The 25,055-nt window shown below is 52.6% G+C and carries 15 protein-coding genes; 3 read left to right on the forward strand and 12 right to left on the reverse strand.

Annotated features, from left to right (window positions below; translation table 11 throughout):
* Nucleotides 1-74 precede the first annotated feature (74 nt).
* The 3 genes from ACYVK4_RS25755 to ACYVK4_RS25765 all read right to left on the reverse strand — a co-directional run bounded on the left by ACYVK4_RS25755 (nt 75) and on the right by ACYVK4_RS25765 (nt 5,359).
* Complete coding sequence (locus ACYVK4_RS25755) at nt 75-551, reverse strand: response regulator (protein WP_461130448.1); 477 nt, start codon at nt 549-551, stop codon at nt 75-77.
* Between the two features lie 145 nt (nt 552-696).
* Nucleotides 697-4,245: a carboxypeptidase-like regulatory domain-containing protein gene (locus ACYVK4_RS25760; RefSeq protein ID WP_461130449.1), complete on the reverse strand. Its 3,549-nt coding sequence runs from the start codon at nt 4,243-4,245 to the stop codon at nt 697-699.
* A 238-nt stretch (nt 4,246-4,483) separates the two neighbouring features.
* Complete coding sequence (locus ACYVK4_RS25765) at nt 4,484-5,359, reverse strand: 3-keto-disaccharide hydrolase (protein ID WP_461130450.1); 876 nt, start codon at nt 5,357-5,359, stop codon at nt 4,484-4,486.
* 113 nt (nt 5,360-5,472) lie between these two features.
* On the opposite strand from ACYVK4_RS25765, the gene ACYVK4_RS25770 reads away from it, so the two are divergent.
* The 3 genes from ACYVK4_RS25770 to ACYVK4_RS25780 all read left to right on the forward strand — a co-directional run bounded on the left by ACYVK4_RS25770 (nt 5,473) and on the right by ACYVK4_RS25780 (nt 7,949).
* Nucleotides 5,473-6,309: a helix-turn-helix domain-containing protein gene (locus ACYVK4_RS25770; protein WP_461130451.1), complete on the forward strand. Its 837-nt coding sequence runs from the start codon at nt 5,473-5,475 to the stop codon at nt 6,307-6,309.
* A gap of 199 nt (nt 6,310-6,508) precedes the next feature.
* The gene (locus tag ACYVK4_RS25775) at nt 6,509-7,414 is read left to right on the forward strand and encodes an NAD-dependent epimerase/dehydratase family protein (RefSeq protein WP_461130452.1); all 906 of its coding nucleotides are present in this window, start codon (nt 6,509-6,511) and stop codon (nt 7,412-7,414) included.
* 112 nt (nt 7,415-7,526) lie between these two features.
* Nucleotides 7,527-7,949, forward strand: coding sequence for a response regulator (locus ACYVK4_RS25780; RefSeq protein WP_461130453.1), 423 nt, complete (start codon nt 7,527-7,529; stop codon nt 7,947-7,949).
* Between the two features lie 73 nt (nt 7,950-8,022).
* Here ACYVK4_RS25780 and ACYVK4_RS25785 read toward each other — a convergent pair whose 3' ends face one another.
* The 9 genes from ACYVK4_RS25785 to ACYVK4_RS25825 all read right to left on the reverse strand — a co-directional run.
* Complete coding sequence (locus ACYVK4_RS25785; protein WP_461130454.1) at nt 8,023-10,521, reverse strand: ABC transporter permease; 2,499 nt, start codon at nt 10,519-10,521, stop codon at nt 8,023-8,025.
* A gap of 269 nt (nt 10,522-10,790) precedes the next feature.
* Nucleotides 10,791-11,354: an RNA polymerase sigma factor gene (locus ACYVK4_RS25790; protein WP_461130455.1), complete on the reverse strand. Its 564-nt coding sequence runs from the start codon at nt 11,352-11,354 to the stop codon at nt 10,791-10,793.
* Between the two features lie 477 nt (nt 11,355-11,831).
* Complete coding sequence (locus ACYVK4_RS25795) at nt 11,832-12,245, reverse strand: hypothetical protein (RefSeq protein ID WP_461130456.1); 414 nt, start codon at nt 12,243-12,245, stop codon at nt 11,832-11,834.
* A 186-nt stretch (nt 12,246-12,431) separates the two neighbouring features.
* On the reverse strand, nt 12,432-13,262 hold the full coding sequence (locus ACYVK4_RS25800) for a hypothetical protein (protein WP_461130457.1): 831 nt from the start codon (nt 13,260-13,262) through the stop codon (nt 12,432-12,434).
* A 20-nt stretch (nt 13,263-13,282) separates the two neighbouring features.
* Nucleotides 13,283-14,149, reverse strand: a complete 867-nt coding sequence (locus tag ACYVK4_RS25805; protein ID WP_461130458.1) for a hypothetical protein — start codon at nt 14,147-14,149, stop codon at nt 13,283-13,285.
* 4 nt (nt 14,150-14,153) lie between these two features.
* The gene (locus ACYVK4_RS25810; protein WP_461130459.1) at nt 14,154-14,717 is read right to left on the reverse strand and encodes a hypothetical protein; all 564 of its coding nucleotides are present in this window, start codon (nt 14,715-14,717) and stop codon (nt 14,154-14,156) included.
* A gap of 65 nt (nt 14,718-14,782) precedes the next feature.
* The gene (locus tag ACYVK4_RS25815) at nt 14,783-19,069 is read right to left on the reverse strand and encodes an Ig-like domain-containing protein (protein WP_461130460.1); all 4,287 of its coding nucleotides are present in this window, start codon (nt 19,067-19,069) and stop codon (nt 14,783-14,785) included.
* 169 nt (nt 19,070-19,238) lie between these two features.
* Nucleotides 19,239-19,982, reverse strand: coding sequence for a complement C1q domain-containing protein (locus ACYVK4_RS25820; protein WP_461130461.1), 744 nt, complete (start codon nt 19,980-19,982; stop codon nt 19,239-19,241).
* Between the two features lie 67 nt (nt 19,983-20,049).
* A partial coding sequence (locus ACYVK4_RS25825) for a beta strand repeat-containing protein (RefSeq protein WP_461130462.1) occupies nt 20,050-25,055 on the reverse strand: 5,006 nt, incomplete at its 5' end.

The raw sequence follows: 25,055 nt of genomic DNA on the forward strand, positions 1-25,055 counted from the left end.
TCGGTCCTAACCCGACTGCATTCCGGCGGGTAACCGTTGTCAGGCCGAACCGGTGGCAAGACCCGGCAAATTGTTTACTGCTCCCTCGACGGGCACGATGATGCCAGCCAGCTACCCCATATCTTTTTCACTATCAGGTGCAGCTCTTTGTAAGAGGTCGGCTTTTGGATATAGTCGGTTGCGCCAATAGCCTGGCAGCGGCTGCTGTCTGCGGGGTCCGACGAACTGGTAAACACAACAATGGGCAAAGCGGCATAGCGGGTAAGCGAACGCACGTCCTGTATGACTTCGAAGCCGTTTTTCAGGGGCATATTTAAATCGATCAGCAGGAAAGCGGGGAGTTCGGGCAGGGCATCAAGTTTAGCGACCACCTGCGAACTGTCGTAGATGGGAATTACCCGATCGGTAGGATAGCAGTCTTTCAGGACACTAGTCAGTAAATAAAAATCTTCGGCATCGTCGTCAACCATGATAACTAACGGATGCTTCACTTCTTTTTCCGGATAATTCTTCTCTGGATTTAAGGTACTACTTGGTTCAATAACAGCCATTTTCAACGTGAGGTGAGTATTTAACCGCTATTAGATTTTGTTGAGGGATTTTGTTTAAAAAAAATTGTTCAAATGGTCATTTTTTTGACTGTAACCCCCAACCTTAGCCTACTCTTACGGCCAACTAAAGCAATAAGCGGCTACGTTATTGAACCCGAAATAACTGAACGCCCAACACCGGGCGCCCATCGACCGTAACGCCCTGTACCACGACGCGCAGTGTGCGCACCACGTCAGACAGCGGGAACCGTAGCTGGGTATGGCCCTGGCTGTCGGTTTGCATCAATGGTTTCCAGTACAGCACATCCCGGTTATCGACAGCGCCAGAAGCAGGGCTGGCGGGTACCTCCGCATCGTAGCGGGGCACATAGAACTCGCGCTGTACCGACGGGTAGCCAATAAACTGAATTGGTGTCATCCCCCCCCGGGGTTTCTCGCTCCCCTGCATGGACCGGTGGCTTTTGGTGTAAAAGGCAATGACGCCGTTTCCCCCTCTGGCTCCGTATGTACCCGTCGTAATAGCACTTTTCAGCACTTCGATCCGCTCAATATCGGTTGGGCTGAAGAAAAACAGAGCCGTTCCATCAGGGTCTTCAATGGGCATACCATCCATTAAATACAAAGGCTGCATACCGCTTTTGAAACTACTCACCCCCCGAATAAATACCTTATAACTACGCGGTACAGCAGCTCCTTCCCGGGTGACTGTCACGCCCGTCAATCGTCCCTGGATCATCTCGTATAGATTCTGGTAGGATGATGATTTCTCATCGACCAACAGAACAGCATCAGCCTCATTATGCAAACTACGCTGTTGGATATCCCCGGGCCTTTTATCGAATTTTTGCGCTCGAACGGTCACCTCTTTCAGCACCTTTGCCGTTTTGTCGCGGTACAACTCAGCATTGGCTTCCTGCCGAATACGGGCCGCTTCCAGTTGAGCCCGCAACGTCGATCCGTTTGGTGCAACCGGTAGCTTGCCAGACTCCCACAACGTACCCGGCCCTTCCTGAACCAGAAAAGCGTCTTTGGCCGATATGTTTTTTAACTGGCGATCGGTGATTTGCGTCAGTAGCCGTACCGTGTCGGCAATGGCCAGCCCCGCCAGCCGGAAGCGCCCCTGCTCGTCAGTACCCGCCGATTTTATGGACGACTGACCGGCTATCGGCGCTATGATAAACTGCGCGCCGGGTATAGGCTGATTCTTCGAATTGACAATACGGCCCGTGAGCGATACACCACCGAGTCGCTCTGTTTCGGATGTGCCGGTTACCCGTCGCCAGCCCTGCGTCAGCAGCAGGTTATCCAAGGCTTGCTGGGTTTCGGCCGTGTGATTCACAACGTATTGATTAGGTTTTTCGATGCGTCCCCGAAGCTCTCCCGTTAGCAGCAAGTGCGCGGTCACGGACGCGTCGGCGGTATCATCCGGCACCTGGCTGGCATCGGTGATCGACGCGGATAAAGCGGCCAGTGCCGGTGATCCCTTATCGGTCAGATTAATACTCAGGATGGCCTGCTCGCGGGGCTGATACCGGTTTTTGTTTACGCCCATCCGCACATCCACCGGTGCTGTGTATTCGGGCACAAAAATCAATCGCTCGGCTTGCGGTTTGGCAATGGCATCGTACAGGGTAACCTGCGCCAGGCCGGGCAGCCAGCTCAGCATGGGCAGGCTTACCTTCGCCACCCCATTTTGCAGAAGAATTTTTCGCTGATCGACCACCCGACCGTGCTGCTGAATCAGGACATATACCGAGTCGCTAACGGTCCGGTTAGCATTCATGATGGTCAGGGCCAGGCGGGTAGTATCACTGATCGCATCGGCCGAAAGCAGCAGGCCCTCCGGTTCGGGTTTGGGTAATGGAACATGGTACGCCTGGTTATTATACGTCAGGTCGGCGTAATAAGTACGCTGCGGCTTTGGCTCCATCGACAGACTGCCCATTCCCTGCTGATTGGTTCTGAACCGAACAACTTCAGCACCCAGGTCGTCGACAATGTGCCCTTCGATGGGCAGGCCATGCCCATTAGGCTGGACGATCTTTACGCCCAGACGCGCTGGTAAACCCGAAATCCAGCGCCCTCCTTCCGGCAACACTTGAACGTCTACCGGCGCATGAACCGAATCCTGACGTATGGATGTCGTGTTGCGAAACAGATTATAGATCGCCACCGACCGCTCGAATGCCGGGCGTCGCTGGGCATCATCGTCATCGGTATAGGCGCGCAGGCGATAGGTGCCCGTCAGGAGCGTGTCCGACAGCCGAAAATTGCCTTCGCCCCGTCCATCAACGATTCGTACCCACTGGTGCTGTACGAGCTTGCCGGTTGATGAAAGCAGATCGACACGCATGGCCGTTTCGCCACGGGTACGCTGGTAACTGGCCGCATCGAGAAAGTACGTACTCATCCAGAGCCGATCCCCCGTGGCATAAACCGGTTTGTCGATGTGAACGAATAAACTGGGAGACAGCCACTTGAATCGCTCATTGAAGTTCGTTGTGATGCGTTCCAGGCGGGCGTCGGGTGGGGCGAGTTTTCCCTGAGTAACCAACGGGCCATTAGTCGATGGCTCCTTTTCAGCACCTCCGGGTCTCCAGTCGGCGGGTAACATAGTCGATAGCCGGTCATTCCCCATCGAACCTTTCGCTTCCATCCCTTCCGGCATCGTTATAGCGCCGTCGACGGTCATTTGCAGGTGACCCTTAGGCAGTTTCATCTCCGTATAAGCAAAACGGGCATCGGGATAAGGCGAGAAACCCGAGACCGCATTCGTGTAGAACACGATCAGTTTCATGGGCGAAACCAGCTGGCGTTCGGTTGGTAACTGACCGGGCAGAATCAACGTGGATACCTTGACAGGAATCAGACGTTTGTAATCGTTTACCGCAGCAGCCAGCGTAATGGATCGGCTTTCGAGGGAGATTGGCTTAGAGGCATCTTCCTGATAAACCAGAAAGCCCGCCTGACCGTACGTATTATCGATCAGACTGGCCATCAGGTGCCGAATTGAGCCTTTGTAAGCCAGTAGCCGATTACGCTGAAACCGGTTGGCCTGCCGTTCGTTCTCGGGTTTTAGTTCTTCAAAACGAGCGGAACCCGCCGAATAAACTTCTCCGGAGGCCGTCGCATCGAAATGCTGCAGCGCATAGATCAGTCGATAGCCCAGGGCCTGGTTATCGACAATCAAAGGCTCGGTAGCCGTCGCCAACAGATGACCTTTATCTTCTCTAAACCGAAGTACTTCGCTGTTGACCAGCAGACACTGCCCGCCGAAAGGCTCGCCAAAGAGTTGCTTTTTAAACTGACGCAGGTGCCGCTCCCAGCTTTTTGGATTGCCCCGAACGGTTACTGCATCCAGGGTTTGTTCACTGGGTTTCAGACGGAAATTCGCCTGCTTCGGTGTCGCATTATCGAATCGAAGCGTTTGCGTAGCCGCCTGATAACCAACAAACGAAGCCGCTATTTCGACGGTCCCCAGCGGAATAGCGGCCAGCGTGTAAAAGCCTTTTTCGTCGGTGATGGCACCCCGTGTTGATCCATTTACGTAGACGTTGGCAAACGGCATGGGCTTGTCCGTCGTGGCATCGGTAACGTAGCCGGTCAGTACGGCTGTCGTTTGTCCGGGAGCCAGCCCGGACAAACCCAAGAGTAGAACAACGGTTATCCAGCCGATGACGAACGAGCAGCGCATAGTCAGTACATTACACGCTATAAAAAGGCCCCGTTATATAATTATACCTATGGCAGCAACAGGCAATCGTCTGTGTACCACGGCCCATATTTCACCGTTGGTCAAAGTAATTCGTTTGCTGAATGATGTTTTGCTGAATTGTCCGGCGGACGTCTGGTTGTAAAACGTCTTTCTGTTGAATCACGGGGTTTTACGAACAGGTCAGCCCGGGTACGTTAAGGCAGAGCCAAACCAGGGATCAAAACAAGGCTGCATAGGCTTTGGGCATGGCCGTCAGGGGCTTAATGCGAATATCCCGGTAAAATACTTCGGCAGCTTCACTTTGTAACTGGATCTTACCCCGTCGCATGGGCACGTCCTGCCCATCGGGTTTGGTATAACGTGAATCTTTGAGCACCATCACCACATGGCCATTGACGATATGGAGGCTCTTTCCCTCGAAGCAAATCAGTTCCAGCGTCGTCCACTCCCCCGCCGGACTTTCGTAATTGGCCGACCGCATGCAAAAGGAGTCACCCCCTTTTTTAAAGGCTCCGAAGGGTTGCTTTTCATCGGCCACCCGGTTCATCACACCTTCGGACTGGAACGAACGGATATCGATGGCTGAGTTCGCCTGACACCAGAAGTCGCCCATGTGCCCTTCCATGATCTGAAACTCCTGCGAAAGCATCCACGAACGCCAGTATTCAGCACCGGCCTCGCCGATGGAATGATAAAGAATGCCCGAATCGCGCAGTTTAGTTATTCGGGGTTCGTATTTCTGAGTACCCCATTTCACTTGCAGCTTGAGGTGATAATTTTCATATTCCCGGCGGGTGAACAGGCAGCCATATTTCTCCCCGCTGACCCGCAAAATCGGGCCACCCGGCTCTGTCAATACGGAAAAAACATGGGTAGTATCTTTATTATAGCCAATCGGTTGGATAGGGGCACCCGATGCATCTTTTGGTATATTTCCATTATAGTCGGACTTATGGGAATAGCTTAAATAGTTTTCCCATTGGGTCAGGTCTTTGTCTAGAAGAGAGACCCATTCATCGGGTTTTTGTTGTACCGGAAGAAAACTGGTGACCAACAGGCAGACGATTAGCAAAGCCGGGTATTTCATGAGCATCGTATTTTGGCAGGAAGATGAATTGGATGGCAGCAAAACTACGGCAGTCGGGATGCTGACAACTTGTATAAATCCATCTTTTATTGGTAGGTTTATCACTCCGCAAAAAGCCTATGAAACGCTATATCCTCCATACCCCTTTTAACATCTACCACTTCGAAGCAACGAGCTGGATGCATGCGGTCCATAAGCATACTTACTTCGAGATTATTTTTATCCTGAAGGGGCACGGCATTCACAACATCAATGGCAATACATTCGACTACAGGGAGGGCGATGTGTTTCTGCTGGGACCGGAGGATTACCACAATTTTGTCATTCAGGCGGTAACCGAGTTCTGCTTTATCCGCTTCAATGAATCGATCCATCAGCAGTCCGCAGGCGACAAAGACACCCCCTGGCAACCGATCATCAAAACGTTACTAACCACAGCTTCCCAGAGTCGGGGGACCCTAGTGGCCGACAAGCAGGAGAAGCAGAAACTACACCATCTGCTCCGGGTGCTGGAAGACGAATATGAACGGGAGGAGTCGCCCTATTTCGCCATTATACGAGACAGCCTGTTACGCAGTATGCTTATGATCCTGGCCCGAAACCTATTTGGTCAGACCCTCACCAGCCCCCAGGCAACCGACTCGATAGAAGCCATCCTGATGTACATTCGGCAACATATCTATCAGCCCGGTAAGCTTACCATTGACCACCTCGCAGATAGGTTCCATTATGCCCCCGCCTATATCAGCCTGTTTTTCAAAAAGCAGACGGGCGAATCGCTGAAGCAGTACATCATCAAACATAAGATCAAACTTATTGAAGCCCGGTTGCTGTATAGTCCGCTAACCCTGGCCCAGATTGCCGACGAATTTGGCTATACGGATGAAAGTCATCTCTGCAAACAGTTCAGGAAATATACGGGGAGTACACCCAGTGCTTTCCGCAAACGGACCTGACAGCGGAGTCGGTCCGGTCTCGTTCTGTCGACAAATCCGAACAGTTCGTAAACGGAAGTGTTTTCAAGCTTGGTGTCCGTTTGTAAGGCACGGCTCAGATTTCACTAAATGAAAGAATAATGGTAACATTGACGTGGCATACACAACGTCGATAGCAGCCGTTAGTAACCAGACAAATCAGCCCTAACCAGGCCAACACATGACTAAACAGCGAATATTTTTTACAGGGGGATCGGGAAAGGCAGGCAAGCACGTCATCCCCTACCTTCTCGACCAGGGGCACAGCGTGATGAATGTTGACCTGACGCCTTTACAGCACCCAGGGGTCAACAATCTGATAGCGGATATTACGGATTCCGGGCAGATCTTTAACGCCATGAGCTCATATGCCGGGTTAGATGAACTGGAGCCCGGCAATGGCGTACCAAAATTCGATGCGGTCGTTCATTTTGCTGCCATACCCAGAATCCTGATCAAACCAGACAATGAAACGTTTCGGGTCAATACCATAGGCACCTACAACGTGATCGAAGCCGCGGTTAAGCTGGGCATTCGCAAGATTATTATCGCTTCCTCAGAGACCACCTACGGAATCTGTTTTTCCGATGGCCAAACCAACCCCAACTCATTGCCCCTGGAAGAGGATTACGACGTTGACCCCATGGATAGCTACGGCCTGTCGAAAGTGGTCAATGAAAAAACGGCCCGGAGCTTCCAGCGACGATCGGGCGTTGACATATACGCCCTTCGTATCGGCAATGTGATCGAACCGCACGAATACGCCGAGCTATTTCCCTATTATTTCAAGCACCCGGAAGTGCGACGCCGGAATGCCTTCTGCTATATCGATGCCCGGGATCTGGGCCAGATCGTAGATCTGTGTTTGCAGAAAGACGGCCTTGGCTATCAGGTCTTCAATGCCGGAAATGACCAGAACGGCGCCGTTATTCCCACCAAAGAGCTGGCGGCAACGTTCTTCCCCAATGTGCCCATCACCCGCGAATTAGGCGAGCATGAAGCCTTGTTCTCCAATCGTAAAATTCGGGAAGTGCTGGGCTTCAACGAACAGCACAACTGGCAGAAATATGTGAAGTGGGAGTCGTAAGGCTGCCGTCATTTTTTGGCCATTCTGCCCGGTAGCGTCGGGCAGAATGTAGCCATTTCAATAGGTATGGCCTTCTTTGCCAATTGACTTATTTTTTTCACTCCACTTTTATATGAACCGCAACGGACCCGTCATACTCATTGAAGATGATGCTGATGATCAATTTTTATTTGAGCAAGTCTTCACAAGATTGAATTATAAAAATGAAGTCAAGTACTTCCCGGACGGGCAGGAAGCCCTTGATTATTTATTATCCACGACGGAGCTACCTTTCCTCATCCTCTCTGATATCAACATGCCCCGCCTGAACGGCATTGAGCTCCGGGAGAAGCTGCACCGGGATGCTGCTTTACAACTCAAGTGCATCCCCTATTTATTTTTCTCTACGGCCGCCACCCAGGAAATGGTCATCAATGCCTACAGCCTGTCGGTTCAGGGATTTTTCCTCAAACAAAGCTCGCTGAATGAGCTGGAGAAGACTATCTTCTTTATTATGGAATACTGGCAACGGTGCGCAGCCCCCAACAATTTTTAGATCCCACACCCGCCTGCGGATCATAACCAGCCTGACGGCTGTAGTAGCCATAGAAAGTGGGAACCGTTTACCGTTATTGACTCTTCAGAAACTCCGTCGGGTTGCTCCGGGCGGCCTTCAACGTCTGCGAGCCGATCAGCAGGAAGGCGATCAGTAATACCGCCAGCAAACCGACCAGTAACTCGGCGACCTGCATGGGTGTGTGATATGGAAAATTGGTCAGCACATACTTTTCGAAGAAAAGGTAAGTGACGGGTAGCGCGATAAGTGCCGACAGCGACAGCAATATGAGAAAACTGCGGCTTAACAAATAGATAAGGTTGACCGAACTGGCGCCCATCACTTTGCGGATGCTGATTTCCTTGAGCCGGGTTTCGGTCGTGAACACCACCATGCCAAAGAGTCCCATCGATGCAATCGAGATGGCGAGGAATGACAGGAAACCGATGATCTTGATCATGGCAGAAAATTCGCTGTAAGCCTCTTCGATAGATTCGTCATAAAATTGAGCCTGAAAAGGGTGAATCCGATCTATTTTTTTCCAGGCAGACTCGATTTTGGCCCTCGTTGCCAGCATGTCGGTGCTCTGTAATTTGGCATTGATAACGGCCCTGTCTCCGGGTATCCAGGGCATAAACGCTACCGGCCCAACGAGGTTATCGACCTTTCCGTAGTGAAAATCTTTCATGACGCCAACAATGGTCATCTTACCTGATCCATGGAAACTACTGAAAGTGATCTCCTGCCCGATGGCTTTTTCGGGATGGTTGGTCCCTATGTTAAATCGCTTTAAAACTTGCTGGTTAACGATCACCTCCCTGACGGCGTCAGCGGTGGAGGGCCGTGACCTGAAATTTCCGCCGGCAATGAGCTTGTAGCCATGCAGCGGCATGTAGTTTTCATCGACATGGTTGGTCAGCACCAGGGTGGAATCGCGCGAATCCCTGTACTTCATATAGCCACCCCAGGCATTCCCGACGCTGGTAACGATCAGCGACCGGGATAAGGCGGTTACTTCCGGCATCCCGCTCAGTTCCTGAAGGAATGCATCGGGCTTATTGCCCTGCATATTGATGTTCAGAATGTTATCCGTATTGAATCCCAGATCGAAGGCCAGTATGTTTTTATACTGCACATAGCCGACCGCCGTTGTTGTCATGAAGATCAGGGTGAACGTATATTGGATAACCACCAGCGCATGCCGGAGAGTTACGCGTTTGTATCCGTTTCCCGCCCGAAATGTCGTACCACCGGCATTCCGGGCGGCCACATTTCTAAGCGCACCGATCGCGCTGACCTTTGAAAAGAATAGAGCAGGCACGAAACCGGCAATAACCCCTACAGTTATCGAAAAAACGATGAAGGCGATAACCATAGTCGGGGTAAGTTCGAGCTTCACCGTGCGTTGCATCTCCGGAGCCAGGTTTATCAGCTGGGGCCGCAGGACGAGAAAGATGAAGTAGGAAAGCACAAGGGCTGCCAGTGAGATCATGATCGCTTCGACCAGGAACTGTTGCCATACCTGCCCCTTTCCGGCACCGATCGCTTTGCGAAGGCCAATTTCCTTGAACCGACGCATGGCGCGGGCCATCGATAGGTTGGTATAGTTAAAACAGGCCGACAAGATCACAACGAAGGCAAGCCCACCCAGTATCCAGAGCACAATTGGCGGCATGTGAGGGCCCACGGAGCCCGGTCCCCCTTCGGAGCGACGCAGGCTCTCCCCAACCACAATATTATGTAAGGGAAGTAGCTCAAGCTGGATCGTCGTTTTGTCTTCGGCGCGATTTTCCTCTTTTGCAATAGCGTCGAGCTGCGACTGGATGGACGCCACGTCGACCGTTGACGGCAGCCGCAGATACACGGCGTTCGACGACATGTTTGTCCATTTGTCGAAGCTGTTATTGCTCCTGTTGAGTTGCTCGGCCGTCGACAGCGATACCAACGCTTCGAAGCTGATATGCGAAAAGAAAGGGACGTCCTTCATAACACCCGTTACCCGGTAGTTAAGGGTGTCGAATTTGATCGCTTTGCCGAGCGCCGATTCGTTGCCGAAGAGCTTTTTGGCGGCCGTCTCCGTGAGAACGATCGAGTAAGGATCTTTCAGGGCTGTGTCGGGATTGCCTTCCAGCATTGGAAAGGTAAAGACCCTGAATAAAGACGGGTCGGCCCAGAAGCCTTTGACAGGAAGAAGCTTGTCGCCAACCATCGCGTCCTGCGAAAAGTCGTTGCGCATAATGGCGACTTCCGTACCCGCGTACCGGTCAATACCGGTCACTTTTTGCCGGATAAGCTTTCCCGCCTTTAGGGATGTGGTGCCATATTTATCACCCGACCTGGCGCGGCCGGGCCCAACTTGACTTTGTTCACGATTGGTAGTCAGGACGCTGGTGATTCGATAAATCCTCTCCCCGTTTTCGTGGAACCTATCGTACGAATACAGGTCGAGTACGAACGCGATCAGCAGTAACCCAACGGACATGCTGATGGCCAGGCCAACGATATTGATGAAGGAGAACAGCTTGTTGCGCATCAGGTTGCGGGCTGTTGTTTTAATGTAGCTTCCGATCATGGTCCGGCTAAAAAAGATTGAAGCAGGGAAAAATCTCTACCAGGTGCTTTATCCAATCATTTTTCAGCGAAACGCAAATTGAAACGCGCATCACTGCCTGATCGGGAAAGTATGTGGATTGATTGTCCAAATCTAGTGCCAGCGAATCGGGATGCGTAAATCAGGCCATACAGGGCGTTGTTCACTATTGCTACGGAATTGATTGTCCAAAATCGGACAGTCTTCAGTCTGAAAACGGACACCTTCCTTCAACTACAGATCCCTCACGATCACAACTCTTGCTCCTGTTCGGCCAAAAGCTTATCGTAGAGGTTCCGGGCATAGTCCCGAGCCCGTTTGATCCGCATTTTGACCGCGCTGGGTGTTAAATCGTGCCGTAAAGCAATATCGTTAATGGCTGTGCCCTCTTCATATTTGGCCAGGAGTAGATCCCGATGATGCGTAGGCAATTGCGTGAGCACGCGTTCAAACATCTGAAAGCAGCTTTCGTCCGTTGTACCCCCCCAATCTTGAATGAACAGAGATTCGTTCAGGTAATTGCCCCACCACAGCTTAATCTGATTTTGTTTTCGAATCTGGTCAATGCAATAATTGGCCGTGACGGCGTAGAGCCAGGTTGTAAACTGCGACTGTCCTTTGTAGCTGTTCAGTTTTCGGGCCAGACGAACGAAGATCTCCTGCGCAAAATCTTCAGCATCATCCGTGTTACCGGTAAAACACAGACATTTCAAAAATACGCGATGGCGGTGACGCGTATAGAGTTGGGCAAAAAATTGATCACAACCTGTAATGAGGTATTGATCAACCAGCTCCTGGTCGGAAAGATGAGTCATTAAACGATTTATAGGACGGTGGGTACCAACTCCATGAAGTTTTCGTGCCGTTATGATCAAATTAACGGGGCGACCTAGCGGTAGAATTGATGGCGGTTCACGCATCAAAGGCTTACCAACGGCAACTTAATTACTTCAACGAATTAGAGCAGACAACGAATAATCGAACACAAGGCGACAGGGCTATCAACTCGTCATCCTGGCCGTTTATCTAGTTTGTCCAAAGCAAATTTGCTCATCTTTTTCGATACTCTCCAGCCTGTTTCCCGGCAGAATACTCAATATTAAACGAATAGTGTATTTTTTATAATCAATGACCGGATTACTGGCCCCACTAATTATCCTTCATTTCAATCTGGGTTCGCGCCTATTCGTACTGGCCTATTTCCGATAAGTAGTAAAGTAAAATTATGTTCGATGATCTACTTAAAATAATTAACTATCAGACAAAGCAGATGAAGGCTGCGGCCAACGTTACTATAACGTAAGCAACTCATTTAAGGCCCGATACAGGGCGTCAATTTCGACCACCAGGCCTTTGGCCTGTACGCGCTTCACGAGTTGTGCCGGTTTTTGCCGGATTTGTTTCTCAAACTGTTTACGGGGTTCCTGTTCCAATTGATTACAAAAAGACACCAGTAAGGGCAATCTCTCGCAAAGACGACTACAGGCGCCGGAAGGCAACTGATAATAGTCGGCTATCTTTTCAATTTCACTTAGCTGCCATAGCCGGGGATTCTTCAATCGGTGGCGTGTACTGTTGAGGGTCAGGCCAAGAACTGGACTGAGCGAACCGACCGATTTAGTATCTCTTTCGATACAATTCAGCACAACTTTATACAGGTTGTGAAATGAGTTCAGGGCTTCGATCAATGGATGAAGTACATGCATAATGGCCATTTTTGAGGAATGTCAATAGCCCGGCGTTTTGCCGGTCGGGCAGACTTACTGTATAAATACCCCGTACAAATCCAATGATAACAATACATTCATCGGGGAGCATGGCAGACGGAAGTAAACGGAATCGCCTATAGGGAGCGATTCCGTCTGGTTCTCTGGTGCAGCCGGTGGTTCATCTTAGTTGTGTAACCAGATTTTCTGCGTCAGCACCTCATTGGTAGCCGCCCGCTCCAGCGATAATAACAAGTACGGTGACGACCCGTCCGGCACGGTAATCGCCCGGCCAGTCAGGTTCATTACTTTATCTGTCAGCCTTTTTTGCTCTACACCCGTCATACCACTTAGCCGGACAGTAACTGTTTCTTCTGGAGCAAATCCTTTCAGAAAGAGTCGAAATACCCCACCAGATGCTGGATTGGGGTAGGCGATTAACTGAATCTGTAGCTGTTCGTCGGCCACTTTCCCTAAAGCCGATGCGTCCTGCAAAACGGATAATGCCACGGGCGCACTCTCTGCTGCCAGATAATCAGCTCCTGTCTCATCCGACATATAACTTCTAAAATCTCCACCGCGCATGCCTTCCTGAGCTGAATTGGGATCACTGGCATTATTGAATAACCGAACCTGATCAACAAAACCAGTGGGAAGCGCAAAATCGAACAACAGCACTTGTTCTCCCGCCACAAGGTTCACCGTTCCTCCGCCCGTGGTAATGCCATGAAACAGCGAACCAGGTGCAGCCGCCGGCTGAGTCACAATCGAATTGTCTGACCAGGTACCTCCTACCGTGCTTCTGACCGCCAGTGGATTTTTAGACTGGCTGGCCGGCAATACGACCGATACCTGCGAAGGTCCCCAGGTAAAATTCCGGGCTGAAAAGTTCGGCGTAGCCAAGACTTCATACCGGTTTTGCTCCGGATTAAAGACCATCCGTACTGCAACTTTGGGCTGAGCCTTTATCTCCAAACAAAACCCTAGACTGAATAGAACAAGGTATAGTGCTTTCATAAGTTTTATGGTGTTTGTACCTACCGGATCCGAACTATCTGAATGGGCGCACATTGTGGTAAGCAACCACCACAAAGTGTTAGCGAGTAAGCTGATGATACCGCCAAACAACTTGCCGATACCTGACTCAACGTGTTTGTGCCATTGGCCACCAAACCGGTAATACTCGAATCATCCGTATAGGTCAGTGCATACGCTTTATAATCGCCGGCAGGCAGCGCCGTTGTTAGGAATGAAGCCGTTGAACTGACAGTAACCAGTTTACCACTGGCATCGGTCAGAATATAGGTGGTTTTTACACCCACTCCGCTGCTTCCTCCTGTCGACTGCAGCGTAATGACATCCCCTACCTGATAATCGCAGGCAGGAACAGGGGGTACACAGGCCTTAAACACCAGCGCGTCCGACCAGTCCATGCAGGATGCCGATACGCTGCTGAGCGAATTACCCACCGAGAGGTTACTGACTGTACCATCGTAGGTTAATCCCAATGCCATGTACGTAGCCGTACCTGTCAGACCGGTAAAACTTGGTGTGGTACTCACCTGCAAAATCGTACCCGTATTACTTGCCAGTACATATCGCGTGTTGGTAGTACCACCCGTACTACCGCCCGCACTTGTCAACATGACGGTTGATGTTGTGTAATCGCAAACAGAGATGGATAACGGACACCCATATACGTTTACCGGCAAACCGGATGCTGTACCGGGGCACAAATCGACTGAATCATCCACGCCATCCAGGTCGGCGTCGGCAACCTGCCAACGGGTCAGTAGCGAACCAGTCGGCCCGGCAGCTGGTGTCATCGCCAGACATGGACTTAAGGTCAGGCAAAAGCCGATACCAAGGCCCAATATCCAGGAACAAAGTTGTTTCGTATACATAGACCTACTTACTTAAGGTGGGAGCCGTTAAATTACAGTTGGTACAAACGGTGCCGGTATTGGCATAATTCTGTATGTACAGATTACTGTTTCCTGAAATATCATTTGCTGAATACATGGTATTGGAGAAATCGCCCCCCAACATACCCGGAGCACTCGAATCAGGATCTGTCCCATTCACGAACAAGCGTAAACCAGGCACACAGATGCCCCCTGGCAGCGTGAACGAAAACAGAAGTAATTCTTCATTTATAGTCAGATTTACCTTAAGGCCCGTAGTACCAACGGCATGAAAATCAGATGACTGCACATCGAATACATCCGAATTATCGGTCCAGCCACCAGCGGCTGCGCTCGTCACATTAAAGGCAACATTGGTCAGTGACGCGGGCGTTACAACCGTTACCTGAGCACTTCCCCAGTTGTATTGCGATTGGGTGAAGTTAGGGCGGGCATACACTTCATAGCGAGCCTGAGTCAGATTATACCGGATGGTGTAATCAACTGTCTGGGCTATACCCATCAGGGCAGAACTCATCAAACAGAGAACAAGTAGTACTTTTTTCATTGTAGTAAGCACAAAAAAGTTAACAGATAAAAGGGCGCAGCCAGGAGCTGCGCCCCGGTTTTACGTTATGGGATTTGCTCCAGCATAAAGTCGAAGTTGTACAATTGACCACTGTTCATTTGAGTCGTGGTCTGGTAGTTGGTAATCACATTGGTAAAGATCAGTGAGGTATCATTGGTTGTACCCTGATACTTGACTTTACCATCCATGTTGACATCACCGAAGTAATAGCCCAGCGCATTGTCGTAGTTATACAATGGGTTCGGATTAGTCGGCTGAGCAGCAATTACCTCAGAGAATATGGTAATCAGGTCATTATTAGCTCCCTGATACTTGACCTTTCCGTTGTGGTTGGCATCACCCGCCCATAGAGCTTGTTTACCATTCACTGTGATCTGCTCCCACCCGTCATAGTTGAATGCATTAATAACAGTGTTGTAAAGTTGCGAAGCAGTCATTGTCGTAAAGTCAACAATCGTGCCAGTTAGTGACAACGGAATGGCGGTGGCCGTCATGGCACCCAGGTGATTACGGTGTTTAACACTCACGTAGAAACTACTTCCCGACAAACCACTGAAACTCAAAGGGGATACCCCATCGCTGGCCAGCACGACATCGCCATCTCGCTGCACCAGCGCCGAGCGGGTGGCTACTACCGCTGACAGGTTGGCGGGGTTACGAAGTTCGACAAAGACCCAGTCCACGACCGCATCTCCCGTGCCAATATTGAGACCCGTCACACTAGCTGGCATGGTCTCTCCCCCACCCCCATTCACGTGGGTGAAGCGAGCCCCGCCAATAGCCGTGTAGGGTTCGAGCAGCGGCAGGAATTTCTTGCTCCGCAGGTCATCCCGCATCAGGCTACTCGTGTTATTTACCAGGGCACCCTGCAGCAGTACTTTCAATTTCAGCACGACAACCGGAGTTGCCGGTGCCTGCACCAGAATACTCACGGTGGCCACGTCACACTTGTTGGCCGAGTTGCACACCGCATAGGTGAAGCTGGCCGGACCCGTGTAGCCCGGTGCCGGGGTGTAGGTATAAGACCCCGTCGGACTCATCACCACCGTGCCACTGCTGGGCTGGCCCGTCGTGTAGGTCAGCGGCAAGCCCTGCGGATCACTGTCGTTGCTGGCCACCGTGCCCGTCTTGGCGGTATTCACCAGCGTGATCAGGGCGTCATCTACCGCCACCGGGGCCAGGGTGGTGTTGGCCGGGGGCGTGGGTTGTACGTTCACACTCACCAGCGCCGTCGTGCACAAGGCCGGGGTGGCTTTGTCGCAGACCTGATAGGGGAAGCTCACCACCCCGGTGAAGTTGGCCGGGGGCGTGTAGGTCACCGTTCCGTTGGCATTCACCACGGCCGTGCCCGCACTGGGTTGAGACACCAGGGTTGGGGTGTTGAGTTGGCCGTTGAGGGTGGTCGCCGAATCGGGGTCGGTATCGTTGGCCAGTACGGCGACGGTTACCGGCGTTCCGGCGGTAGTCTGGGTGGCGTCGTTATTGGCTACTGGCGGATTGTTGCCGATGGGCGACGGATCAGGCAGTACGTTGATGGTCACGCAGGTAGAAGCACTTACCCCCAGCGTACTGGTAGCGGTGTAGCAGAAGGTCACTACGCCCGTAAAGCCTGTGGGGGGCGTGTAGGTGTAAGAGCCCGTGGGAGTCATCGTCACCGTTCCGGCAGTGGGTTGCGTGGTTACCGAAGCTGTCAGCGGATTACCAGCCGGATCGGTATCATTCGTCAGTACGTTGCCCGATACCGGCGTATTTATTTTCGTATTGGCAATATCCGGCGTAACAACTATAGCGGGGGCAACCACCTGTATCGACGTGCTGCCCGCCGTGGCGACCGGTTTGGTACAACCCAGCGGCAGCGAGCTGTTCGACGAGATAAACGTCACAATGTAATTGCCTGCCTGCGTGAAGGTCAGCGTAGCCGAGCTACCCGTTCCACTCACGCTCGATACGCCCGTGGTGGGGTACACTTTCCAGGTCATGGTGCCGGGTATACCGCCAATGGCGTTGAAGGTCGTGGTGGTTCCTACCTGGGTCGTTTGCAGACCGGCGGCATTGATTACGCTAATCGGTGATGGTGCGGCACAGGGGTTGAGACCCACCGAAATGAGGCCCGAACTTACTTTCTGTACTGGCGTACAGGTCAGGTCACCGGCGTTGGTCATAGTGTACACAATGCGGTAGAGGCCTTCCTGACTGAAGGTAATGGACGGCGTAATGGCGCCAGAACCGGTATTGGGCGAAGCTCCCGTGGCCGGAATGATCTGCCACTGTACATTATTGTATGGCTGACCACCCACCAGCGTGAAGCTGCCCGTGCCACCGATGACGATGGCCGCCGTTGATGGCGACGTCACCACGGTGCTCGATCCGGGGCTGGCGCAGGGGTTGACCGGCGCATTCACCAGGTAATCCAGCGTCGACTGCACCGTGTTGGGGACGTTACAGCCAACGGGGATGCTGCTGTTCGTTTCTTCAAAAATGATCTGATAATAGCCCGCGTTCAGGAACGTGATGGCCGGGGTTACCGTACCCGTTCCACTGCTGGGCGAGGCCGTGATCGACGGGGCCACGTACCAGCGTACGCTGCTACCGGCCGACGCACCCACGTAACTAAAGGACGTAGCGCCACCCGTCAGCACCGATGGGGCTCCCGGAATCACCTGACCGGGGGTCAGGGCAATACAGGGCGTAAAGGGTAAGACGTTTACGGTTGGCGTACAGCTATTGTTAGCCTGGGCCGAGCTGAGCGACAGGCTCCTGACACTGGCCACCCCGCTGCCGTCATACGTAAATGGAATGCTGATGGCCGTTTGGCTGGCGGTTAGCGTAGTGACGAAGGGCGATGGCACCGACGCAAAACCGGTTCCGGTCAGGGTCAGGCTGAACGGTCCGGCCTGTGCACCCGTGATAGGCACGGTCAGGGTACCCGACGAGGGCGTACCGACAATGAACGAGCCCGCTACGCTGATGCTGGCGCAATTGAACACCACACTTGGACATACCTTCACGGCCAACTGACTTGAGTAGGCCACACAGGCGCCACCGATGGCCGACAGGCTGGTGCCGACGGTCAGGGTGGGCAGGGGCGATTGCGTGTTATCGTAACTTACCAGGTACGTCAGGTAGTTGCCAACGGCTACGTTGGTCAGCGTGCTGCTGCCTGGTGCCGACGCATATTGAATGACACCGGCACTGTTGGTCATGATGATGACGTGACTGTAGTTGCTGCCCGTGCTGGCGGGGGTTACCGTGAAGGAAACTGTGCCGCTCGACTTGTCGCAGGTGGCCGACGAACAGGCCGTGGGACTGGTGCTGATCGTTGCCGGAGCGGAGAATGCATCCGAACAACTGCCCGCGTTATTGAGTACCGCCCGGAACTGCTGTCCGTTGGCGGCATTGACGAAACTGTATAAGGTTTTACCAAACGTACCGGCAATATCGGTCCAGTTGGCACCGCCGTTGGTCGAGGTCTGCCATTTTACGACTGTACCGGTTTGACCCGACAGCGTGATGGTACCGGCGTTCGACACATCGCAGAGCGTACCACCCGCATAGGTAGCCGTACCGCCCACGGTTGGGTTGGGGCAAGAGTTACTCAAGCCAACTCCCAACGCTGTTATGCCGCTGATCATCGTGCCGCTCAGGGGGCTGTTTTCCGTATTGCCGCTCGCGCCCGTACTGCCCGACAGGTTTACCCACTGCGTGCCGTTCCAGCCCACCAGCCGAAGATTGCCAGCCAGACCAAAGCTGCTCAGGTTGGGTAGGCTAACCGTCACGGTCAGACCCGCTGCGTTGCCGGTCACATCCTGCCAATCCCACATACCCGCCGGGCTCACCGCCGTTATACCCGTACCTACTGATGTGATCGCGTGGGTGCCCGCATTGGGGGCTGTTGGGTCTGTCGTCGTTGACGGGTCGCCGACAATCCAGGCCACTCCAATTACTGAGGAGGCAGACCGCGTACCGCTCACGCTCAGCGCCCGGTAGTCTGTACCCGATCCCACAGTAAATGTAAATGACTGATTAGCCGCTGTGGCGTAATGTTTGACATAGCCGTTGACATTGGCCGCATCGCTGGCACCCGTATAGGAGGCTGTACCCACGGCCGAAAAATAGCCGGGTGTGGCCCCACGGTCGGTTGCCCAGGTTTGCCCGCCGGGCGTGGCCAGGTCGACCACGCCATAGTTCACGGCCTCTGCCCCGGAAAACACATAATTTCCCGTCTGTGCCTGGGCCACAGAACCTGCCAGTATGCCTACCAGCACTACCATATAGGACCACGCCATCCAGTGCCTGCGTAGGGCAAATGTGAGGGTATAGGTTATGTTCATAATTTTATTTTCTGTAGTGCTGATTAGCATGACAAAGGCAAATGAATGACTGCAAGGCAGTTACGGGTCAATCGTCCAGGCGAAATAGGGGTAATCTTTGCTAGGGATTTAGTACTGTGTACTGTGCGTCAGGTTTTGTTAAAGCCCAGGCTATACAGGCCGAACAGGTCTAGTCGGAAAATTTGTAGCCATAAAAACCAATGGCGACTACATTATAGAAACCTGAATTGAGATTTGTTTGAGCCCCAGTTGTCATGCTCACATAATCTCCTGCAGCGAGATACACCATTGTGGATACCGAGCCGCTATTGATGACACTAAGTGGTGTTGCTACATATTGAGTCAATTTTTGACTGGCAGGCAACCCAAAATTTTTAGACAGTGTAAGCGCAACATGTGTAAATGTTGGCGTAGATGGCGATGTTATTCCAGTATTGTCAAATTGTACCGACCCGTAGAAGATATAGTAACCAGCTGAGGTAGCCGTAAACCGCCCTGTGGCCGGCGAAAACGAATTTGTAGGGTCTGAGATTTCCCCTGCAGACAATAATTCACGTTGGGTTTGACCAACATTGCTTTGAAGGAATGATTGTGCAGTGCTCCCTATTACAGACACAAAGGGGTAGGTATTCGATGCGGTTGGTGCAGGAGCAGGCAGCCAGCTGGCGGCTCCGGTTGCATCGGAAGTAAACACCTTGCCTGCTCCCTGCGTACCATCCTGCACGGTCATCTGCCCCGTGGTTTTATTCACAATCGTTTTATTGCCGTTGGCGGCTTCCACCTCCAGATTACTGGCTGCGCCAATCGTTGTAGGATTAGCTCCAATCTTCACCTGCGCGAATGCCCGGTGTTCAACAGCCACAAGCGTCATCAGCGTGAGCTGGAGTAGTAGAAAGTGTAGTTTGGTTCTCATTGCCGGTTTTAGTTGAGTTGCAGGCATCTGCAACAGTTGTATTAGTTACTCGTGGTTATTATGGTTATTATTTTATAATGCCTCCCGGCTTCACGTCGCAATCCACCGAGCAGGCCGAAGCACTGGTTGGCGTGGCAAACGGCGTTGAGTTGGCATCAGAACAGCTGCCCCCTGCGTTCACCACTGCGCGGAACTGCTGGTTATTCTGGGCGTTCGTAAAGCTGTACTGCATCAGGCCCGCCGTTCCCGGAATGTCGGTGAAGGTGAGGCCGCCGTTGGTCGAGGTCTGCCATTTCACCACCGTACCGGTCTGACCCGTCAGCGTAAGGGTACCCTGGTTGCTCACCGAGCAGAGCGGCAACGTACCCACCAGCGTGAGCGAGCCACCCACCGATGGATTGGGGCAGCAGGCCACCGTACTCGCCGTCACCGGCGTTACGGCCGAACCAGCCCCGCTAAAGCAGTTGTTGGTGGCGTCGAAGAAGGCCGCGTAGTACGTACCCGGTGCCACCGCCGTAATGGCCGTGATGCGGTTAGCCGCCGTGGCGGGCGTTCCCGTGTGCCAGGTTAGTGTAGCACCCACCGGCGTGTTGCTGGCTGTGATGGTACTCAGGTCAATCGTGGTGGCGGGGCAAGTGTTCGTCTTGCTCGTAGCCGACAGAGCCGGAGCTACCGTACCCGACTGACAGCAGGCCACCGTTGAGGTAAAGACCGCCGTGGTGGCCAGATTGCTGTAACAGTTAGCCGTCGCATCGTAGAAAGCCGCGTAGTAAATGCCAGCCGTCACGCTCGTGATGTTCGTGATCCGGTTAGCCGCCGTGGCCGGATTACCCGTATGCCACGTCAGCACGATACCCGCGGGCGTGTTGCTCGACGTAATCGTACTTAGATCAATGGTCGTGGCCGGGCAGGTATTCGTTTTTGTCTGCGTCGACAGGACTGGTGCTATCGAACCAACCTGACAGCAGGCTACCGTTGTGGCCGTGACCGGCGTTACGGCGGTGCCACTATAGCAGTTAGCGGCTGCGTCATAGAAGCCAGCATAGTACGTACCCGGTGCCAGCGATGTGATCGAGCTAAGCTTATTTGCCGCCGTAGCTGGCGTACCCGAATGCCAGCTCAGCGTAGTGCCCGCAGGCGTATTACTAGCTGTGATGGTACTCAGGTCAATCGTGGTGGCGGGGCAAGTGTTCGTCTTGCTCGTAGCCGACAGCGTTGGTGCTGCCGAGCCAACCTGACAACACGCTACTGTGCTCGCCGTGACGGGCGTTACGGCGGTGCCACTGTAGCAGTTAGCCGTGGCGTCGAAGAAGGCCGCATAATACGTACCCGCCGACAGGCTCGTAATAGTCGTGATGCGGTTGGCCGCCGTAGCGGGTGTGCCCGTATGCCAGGTTAGTGTACTGCTGGCTGGTTTGTTGCTCACCGTAATGGTGCTCAGGTCAACCGTGGTTACCGGGCAAACGTTTGTCTTCGTTGTAGCCGACAGGGCCGGAGCCAGCGTGGCGCTGCAACAAGCCGTAGTGACCGCCGTGACGGGCGTTACCGCCGTACCGCTATAGCAGTTAGCCGTGGCGTCGAAGAAGGCGGCATAGTACGTACCCGCCGACAGGCTCGTGATAGCCGTAATGCGGTTGGCCGCCGTGGCGGGTGTGCCCGTATGCCAGGTTAGCGTACTGCTGGCTGGTTTGTTGCTCACTGTAATGGTGCTCAGGTCTACTGTCGTAGCCGGGCAAAGATTGCTTTTTGTCGTAGCCGATAGAGCCGGGGCCAGCGTAGCACTACAAGGAGGTGGGCAGCTTGGGTCCAGTACGCTCGCGTTCTGGCTGGTACCAATGGTTTGGCCGGTTCCGGCAATGACCGGTACCCCATAGGTAGCTGTGGCCGAGGAGACCGTACCCGTTAGGGAGCCAGACAGCGTAACCTGGGTGCTGTTAAAAGCGGCTCCGCCTTCGATAGCGTCGGGGCAACCGTCGCCGTCTGAATCTTTGTCCAGACCGTTCGGTATACCATCGCCATCGGTATCGCAGACAGGATTGCTCTGTATGCTGACGTTATCAACATACATATCGCTTTGAGTGGTCGACGCAATAAAGTTCAGGATTGCTGTATTGGGCTGACCTACCCACGGGATAGTGATCCTAACGGCTGGCAATGTCGCAAACGTAGATGGACTTGCACCTACCGGGGTTACATTACTTGCCGTAGCCCCATTCATAGGCACAAATGACAACACCGCCCCCTCGAATTTAAATAAGCCATACTGCGTGCCGCCCAACAAAACCCCTATATAGGATGCTGAATTGGAGACATTGTAAGCACTGGCATCCATCGTCAGCACTACATTACCGGCGGTATTTGTCGTGTTAAGCCCGGTAATCGACTGCGATAGGCTTGAGGTATTGACATTATCGGCAAAAACGAGTGCCTGACTACCGTTTGTAGCCCAGCTACCTACTGCCGTCCAGTTTGTCAGTCCCGACGCAAAATCTCCATTAATAGCCAAATTGGTTGGCACACATTCCACTGTATCCAGAATGCCATCGTTGTCATCGTCCAGATCATCCAGATCAGGAACGGCATCTCCATCGGTATCGGTACAGCCGTTAATGGCCGACAGTTGGCTGATGCCGATGGTTTGGCCCGCTCCGGCAATGACCGGTACCCCATAGGTAGCCGCCGAAGTCGATACGGCACCCGTTAACTGACCAGTCGTTCCATTAACCTGACCACCGGAGATCGTAAAGGCAGCTGCGCCTTCTACCGCATCGGGGCATCCATCGCCATCCGAGTCTTTGTCAAGGCTGTTGGGAATACCGTCGCCATCCGTATCGCAGACAGGGAGTGTTTTTATTCTCACATTCGTGACCTGGAAATCGTCCAAATCCGCCGAAAAGGAGAAGGTTAATACCGCTACATCTGGCTTGCCTACCCAGGGGATCGTCAGTTGGACGTCGCGGGCAAAGGTGTAGTTGGTCGCAAGCGTTGTAAAGTTGCTGACAGTTGCCTGATTCAATAAGGTAATGATCGGTGCCCCCGACACGCGGTTGGAAATGGTCGCATATGGGGTTCCTCCTAACGATATCGTCAAATCGGCACTGGTTGTATTTACATCGTAGGTGGCTACATCGAAGGTGAGTACGACCTGCCCGCCGGGGCTAATTGAGTTAAGCCCAGCTATGGATTGAGAGAGCGTTTGATTGGCAACGCCATTTATATTATTGAGTGCAGATGCCCCTGTAGATGCCCAGCCTCCTGTGGCAGTCCAGCTAGTAAGCCCATTCGTGAAACTACTGTTCGCTACCAGGTTATTTGGGTTACATTCGTCCGTATCCAGAATGCCGTCGTTGTCATCGTCCAGATCGTCAATATCAGCGATGCCATCGCCATCCGTATCGGTACAGGCATTTGTCGCTTCATTCTGGCTAAAACCAATGGTCTGTCCTGCTCCGGCAATGGTAGGTATACCATAGGTAGCCGTGGCCGACGAGACGGTTCCCGTCAACGCTCCGGCAGGGGTGAGGTTGGCCAACGTGAAGCTGGCTCCCCCTTCAATGGCATCGGCACAGCCGTCGCCATCTGAATCCCGGTCTAAATGATTTGAAATTCCATCGCCATCAGTGTCACAAATTGAACTTGCATTTGGTATGTTGGAGAATTCCCAGGTTGCCGTTTTCCCTGTATGAGGTGCAGAACTTACCCAGTTACTATTTAAATAACTTCCGGCAAAGGATTGACCAGTCCATGCTCCTGTTTTTGAAAAACCGGCTGTATTACTTTCATCAATTACATACGTATTTACACCGTTGGTTATTAACATAGCATCAGCAAGTAAGAAACTTCCTGTAGTAGCGGCATCCGGTGCTATGGTAACCGTAATTTTTTGCGAAGCATCGGAAACCACATTAGTAGCTAATAATTTCCAACCAACAGTATTATAAGTAATGTTTGAAGCGGCTGTAGTTTGATTAAAAGTGCCTACTGTAGTCGTATTCCCAACTATTGAAAAAGGGATATTTGAAGCATGAGAAACATCGTACCGACTATACGTATATACACTATACGTACTGAGATTGGGGCATTCCACCGTATCTAAAATACCGTCGTTGTCATCATCTAAATCATCAAGATCTGCCACTCCATCGTTATCTGAATCCAGACACGCGTTGACACTGGCATTCTGACTAAACCCAATGGTTTGTCCGGCTCCGGCAACCGTAGGTACGCCATTGGTGGCGGTGGCCGACGATACAGTGCCCGTCAGGGCTCCGGCTGAGGTGATGTTTGCTGTATTGAAGGCGGCTCCGCCTTCAATGGCATCGGCACAACCGTCGCCATCTGAATCTAAATCCAGAGAGTTGACTACGCCATCACCATCAGTGTCTGCACAGCTGATATTCTCAATCCGAATTTCATCCAGGTTGAAATCGTTACCACTCGACGCACTCGTCAGGTTTCGAAGTGACATATCCAGTGTGGTCGCTGAGCCGCTGTTCCAGGTAGCAGTATATTTTGTCCAGGCGGTAGTTCCCGTAACAGCATTACCCACCTTTATCCCATTGATCCAGGTTTCAAGCTGTGGCGGGGCCGAGGCTACCGCCGACATGTAGTAGCTAACCTGATAGGTGGTGTTGGGCAATACCGTTAAAGCGGTTTTTGTTCCCCATACTTCATCACCAACACCGAACGTACAGGCGCCTGTGTTATTAAACAGGTATTTGCTTGTACCGTTGGCACCACCCGTGGCGATCAACTGTCCATTCAAACATACGCCGGGTTGCCAGTTAGGGGCGGAATCATAGGCGTTTATGGTCGTAGATTCAAAGCTTTCGAGGTAAACGGTTACTACTCCGCCACATTCCGCCGTATCCAAAATACCATCGTTGTCATCATCGAGGTCGGTAGAGTCAGGGATGCCATCATTGTCGGCGTCAATACAGCCATTCACAGCCGATAGCTGGCTGTACCCAATGGTCTGTCCCGCGCCCGCAATGGTGGGTATGCCATAGTTCGCTACAGCCGAGGAGACCGTACCCGTCAAGGCACCGGCGGGGGTAATATTCGCCGTGGTAA

The organism is Spirosoma aerophilum, from assembly GCF_054782495.1.

What these genes read in the sequence shown, in the direction of transcription:
- ACYVK4_RS25780 (WP_461130453.1), top strand. Translation starts at nt 7,527, where the DNA reads ATGAACCGCAACGGACCCGTCATACTCATTGAAGATGATGCTGATGAT.
- ACYVK4_RS25800 (WP_461130457.1), bottom strand. Translation starts at nt 13,262, where the DNA reads ATGAAAGCACTATACCTTGTTCTATTCAGTCTAGGGTTTTGTTTGGAG.
- ACYVK4_RS25795 (WP_461130456.1), bottom strand. Translation starts at nt 12,245, where the DNA reads ATGCATGTACTTCATCCATTGATCGAAGCCCTGAACTCATTTCACAAC.
- ACYVK4_RS25770 (WP_461130451.1), top strand. Translation starts at nt 5,473, where the DNA reads ATGAAACGCTATATCCTCCATACCCCTTTTAACATCTACCACTTCGAA.
- ACYVK4_RS25820 (WP_461130461.1), bottom strand. Translation starts at nt 19,982, where the DNA reads ATGAGAACCAAACTACACTTTCTACTACTCCAGCTCACGCTGATGACG.
- ACYVK4_RS25785 (WP_461130454.1), bottom strand. Translation starts at nt 10,521, where the DNA reads ATGATCGGAAGCTACATTAAAACAACAGCCCGCAACCTGATGCGCAAC.
- ACYVK4_RS25755 (WP_461130448.1), bottom strand. Translation starts at nt 551, where the DNA reads ATGGCTGTTATTGAACCAAGTAGTACCTTAAATCCAGAGAAGAATTAT.
- ACYVK4_RS25805 (WP_461130458.1), bottom strand. Translation starts at nt 14,149, where the DNA reads ATGTATACGAAACAACTTTGTTCCTGGATATTGGGCCTTGGTATCGGC.
- ACYVK4_RS25790 (WP_461130455.1), bottom strand. Translation starts at nt 11,354, where the DNA reads ATGACTCATCTTTCCGACCAGGAGCTGGTTGATCAATACCTCATTACA.
- ACYVK4_RS25810 (WP_461130459.1), bottom strand. Translation starts at nt 14,717, where the DNA reads ATGAAAAAAGTACTACTTGTTCTCTGTTTGATGAGTTCTGCCCTGATG.
- ACYVK4_RS25760 (WP_461130449.1), bottom strand. Translation starts at nt 4,245, where the DNA reads ATGCGCTGCTCGTTCGTCATCGGCTGGATAACCGTTGTTCTACTCTTG.
- ACYVK4_RS25775 (WP_461130452.1), top strand. Translation starts at nt 6,509, where the DNA reads ATGACTAAACAGCGAATATTTTTTACAGGGGGATCGGGAAAGGCAGGC.
- ACYVK4_RS25765 (WP_461130450.1), bottom strand. Translation starts at nt 5,359, where the DNA reads ATGCTCATGAAATACCCGGCTTTGCTAATCGTCTGCCTGTTGGTCACC.
- ACYVK4_RS25815 (WP_461130460.1), bottom strand. Translation starts at nt 19,069, where the DNA reads ATGAACATAACCTATACCCTCACATTTGCCCTACGCAGGCACTGGATG.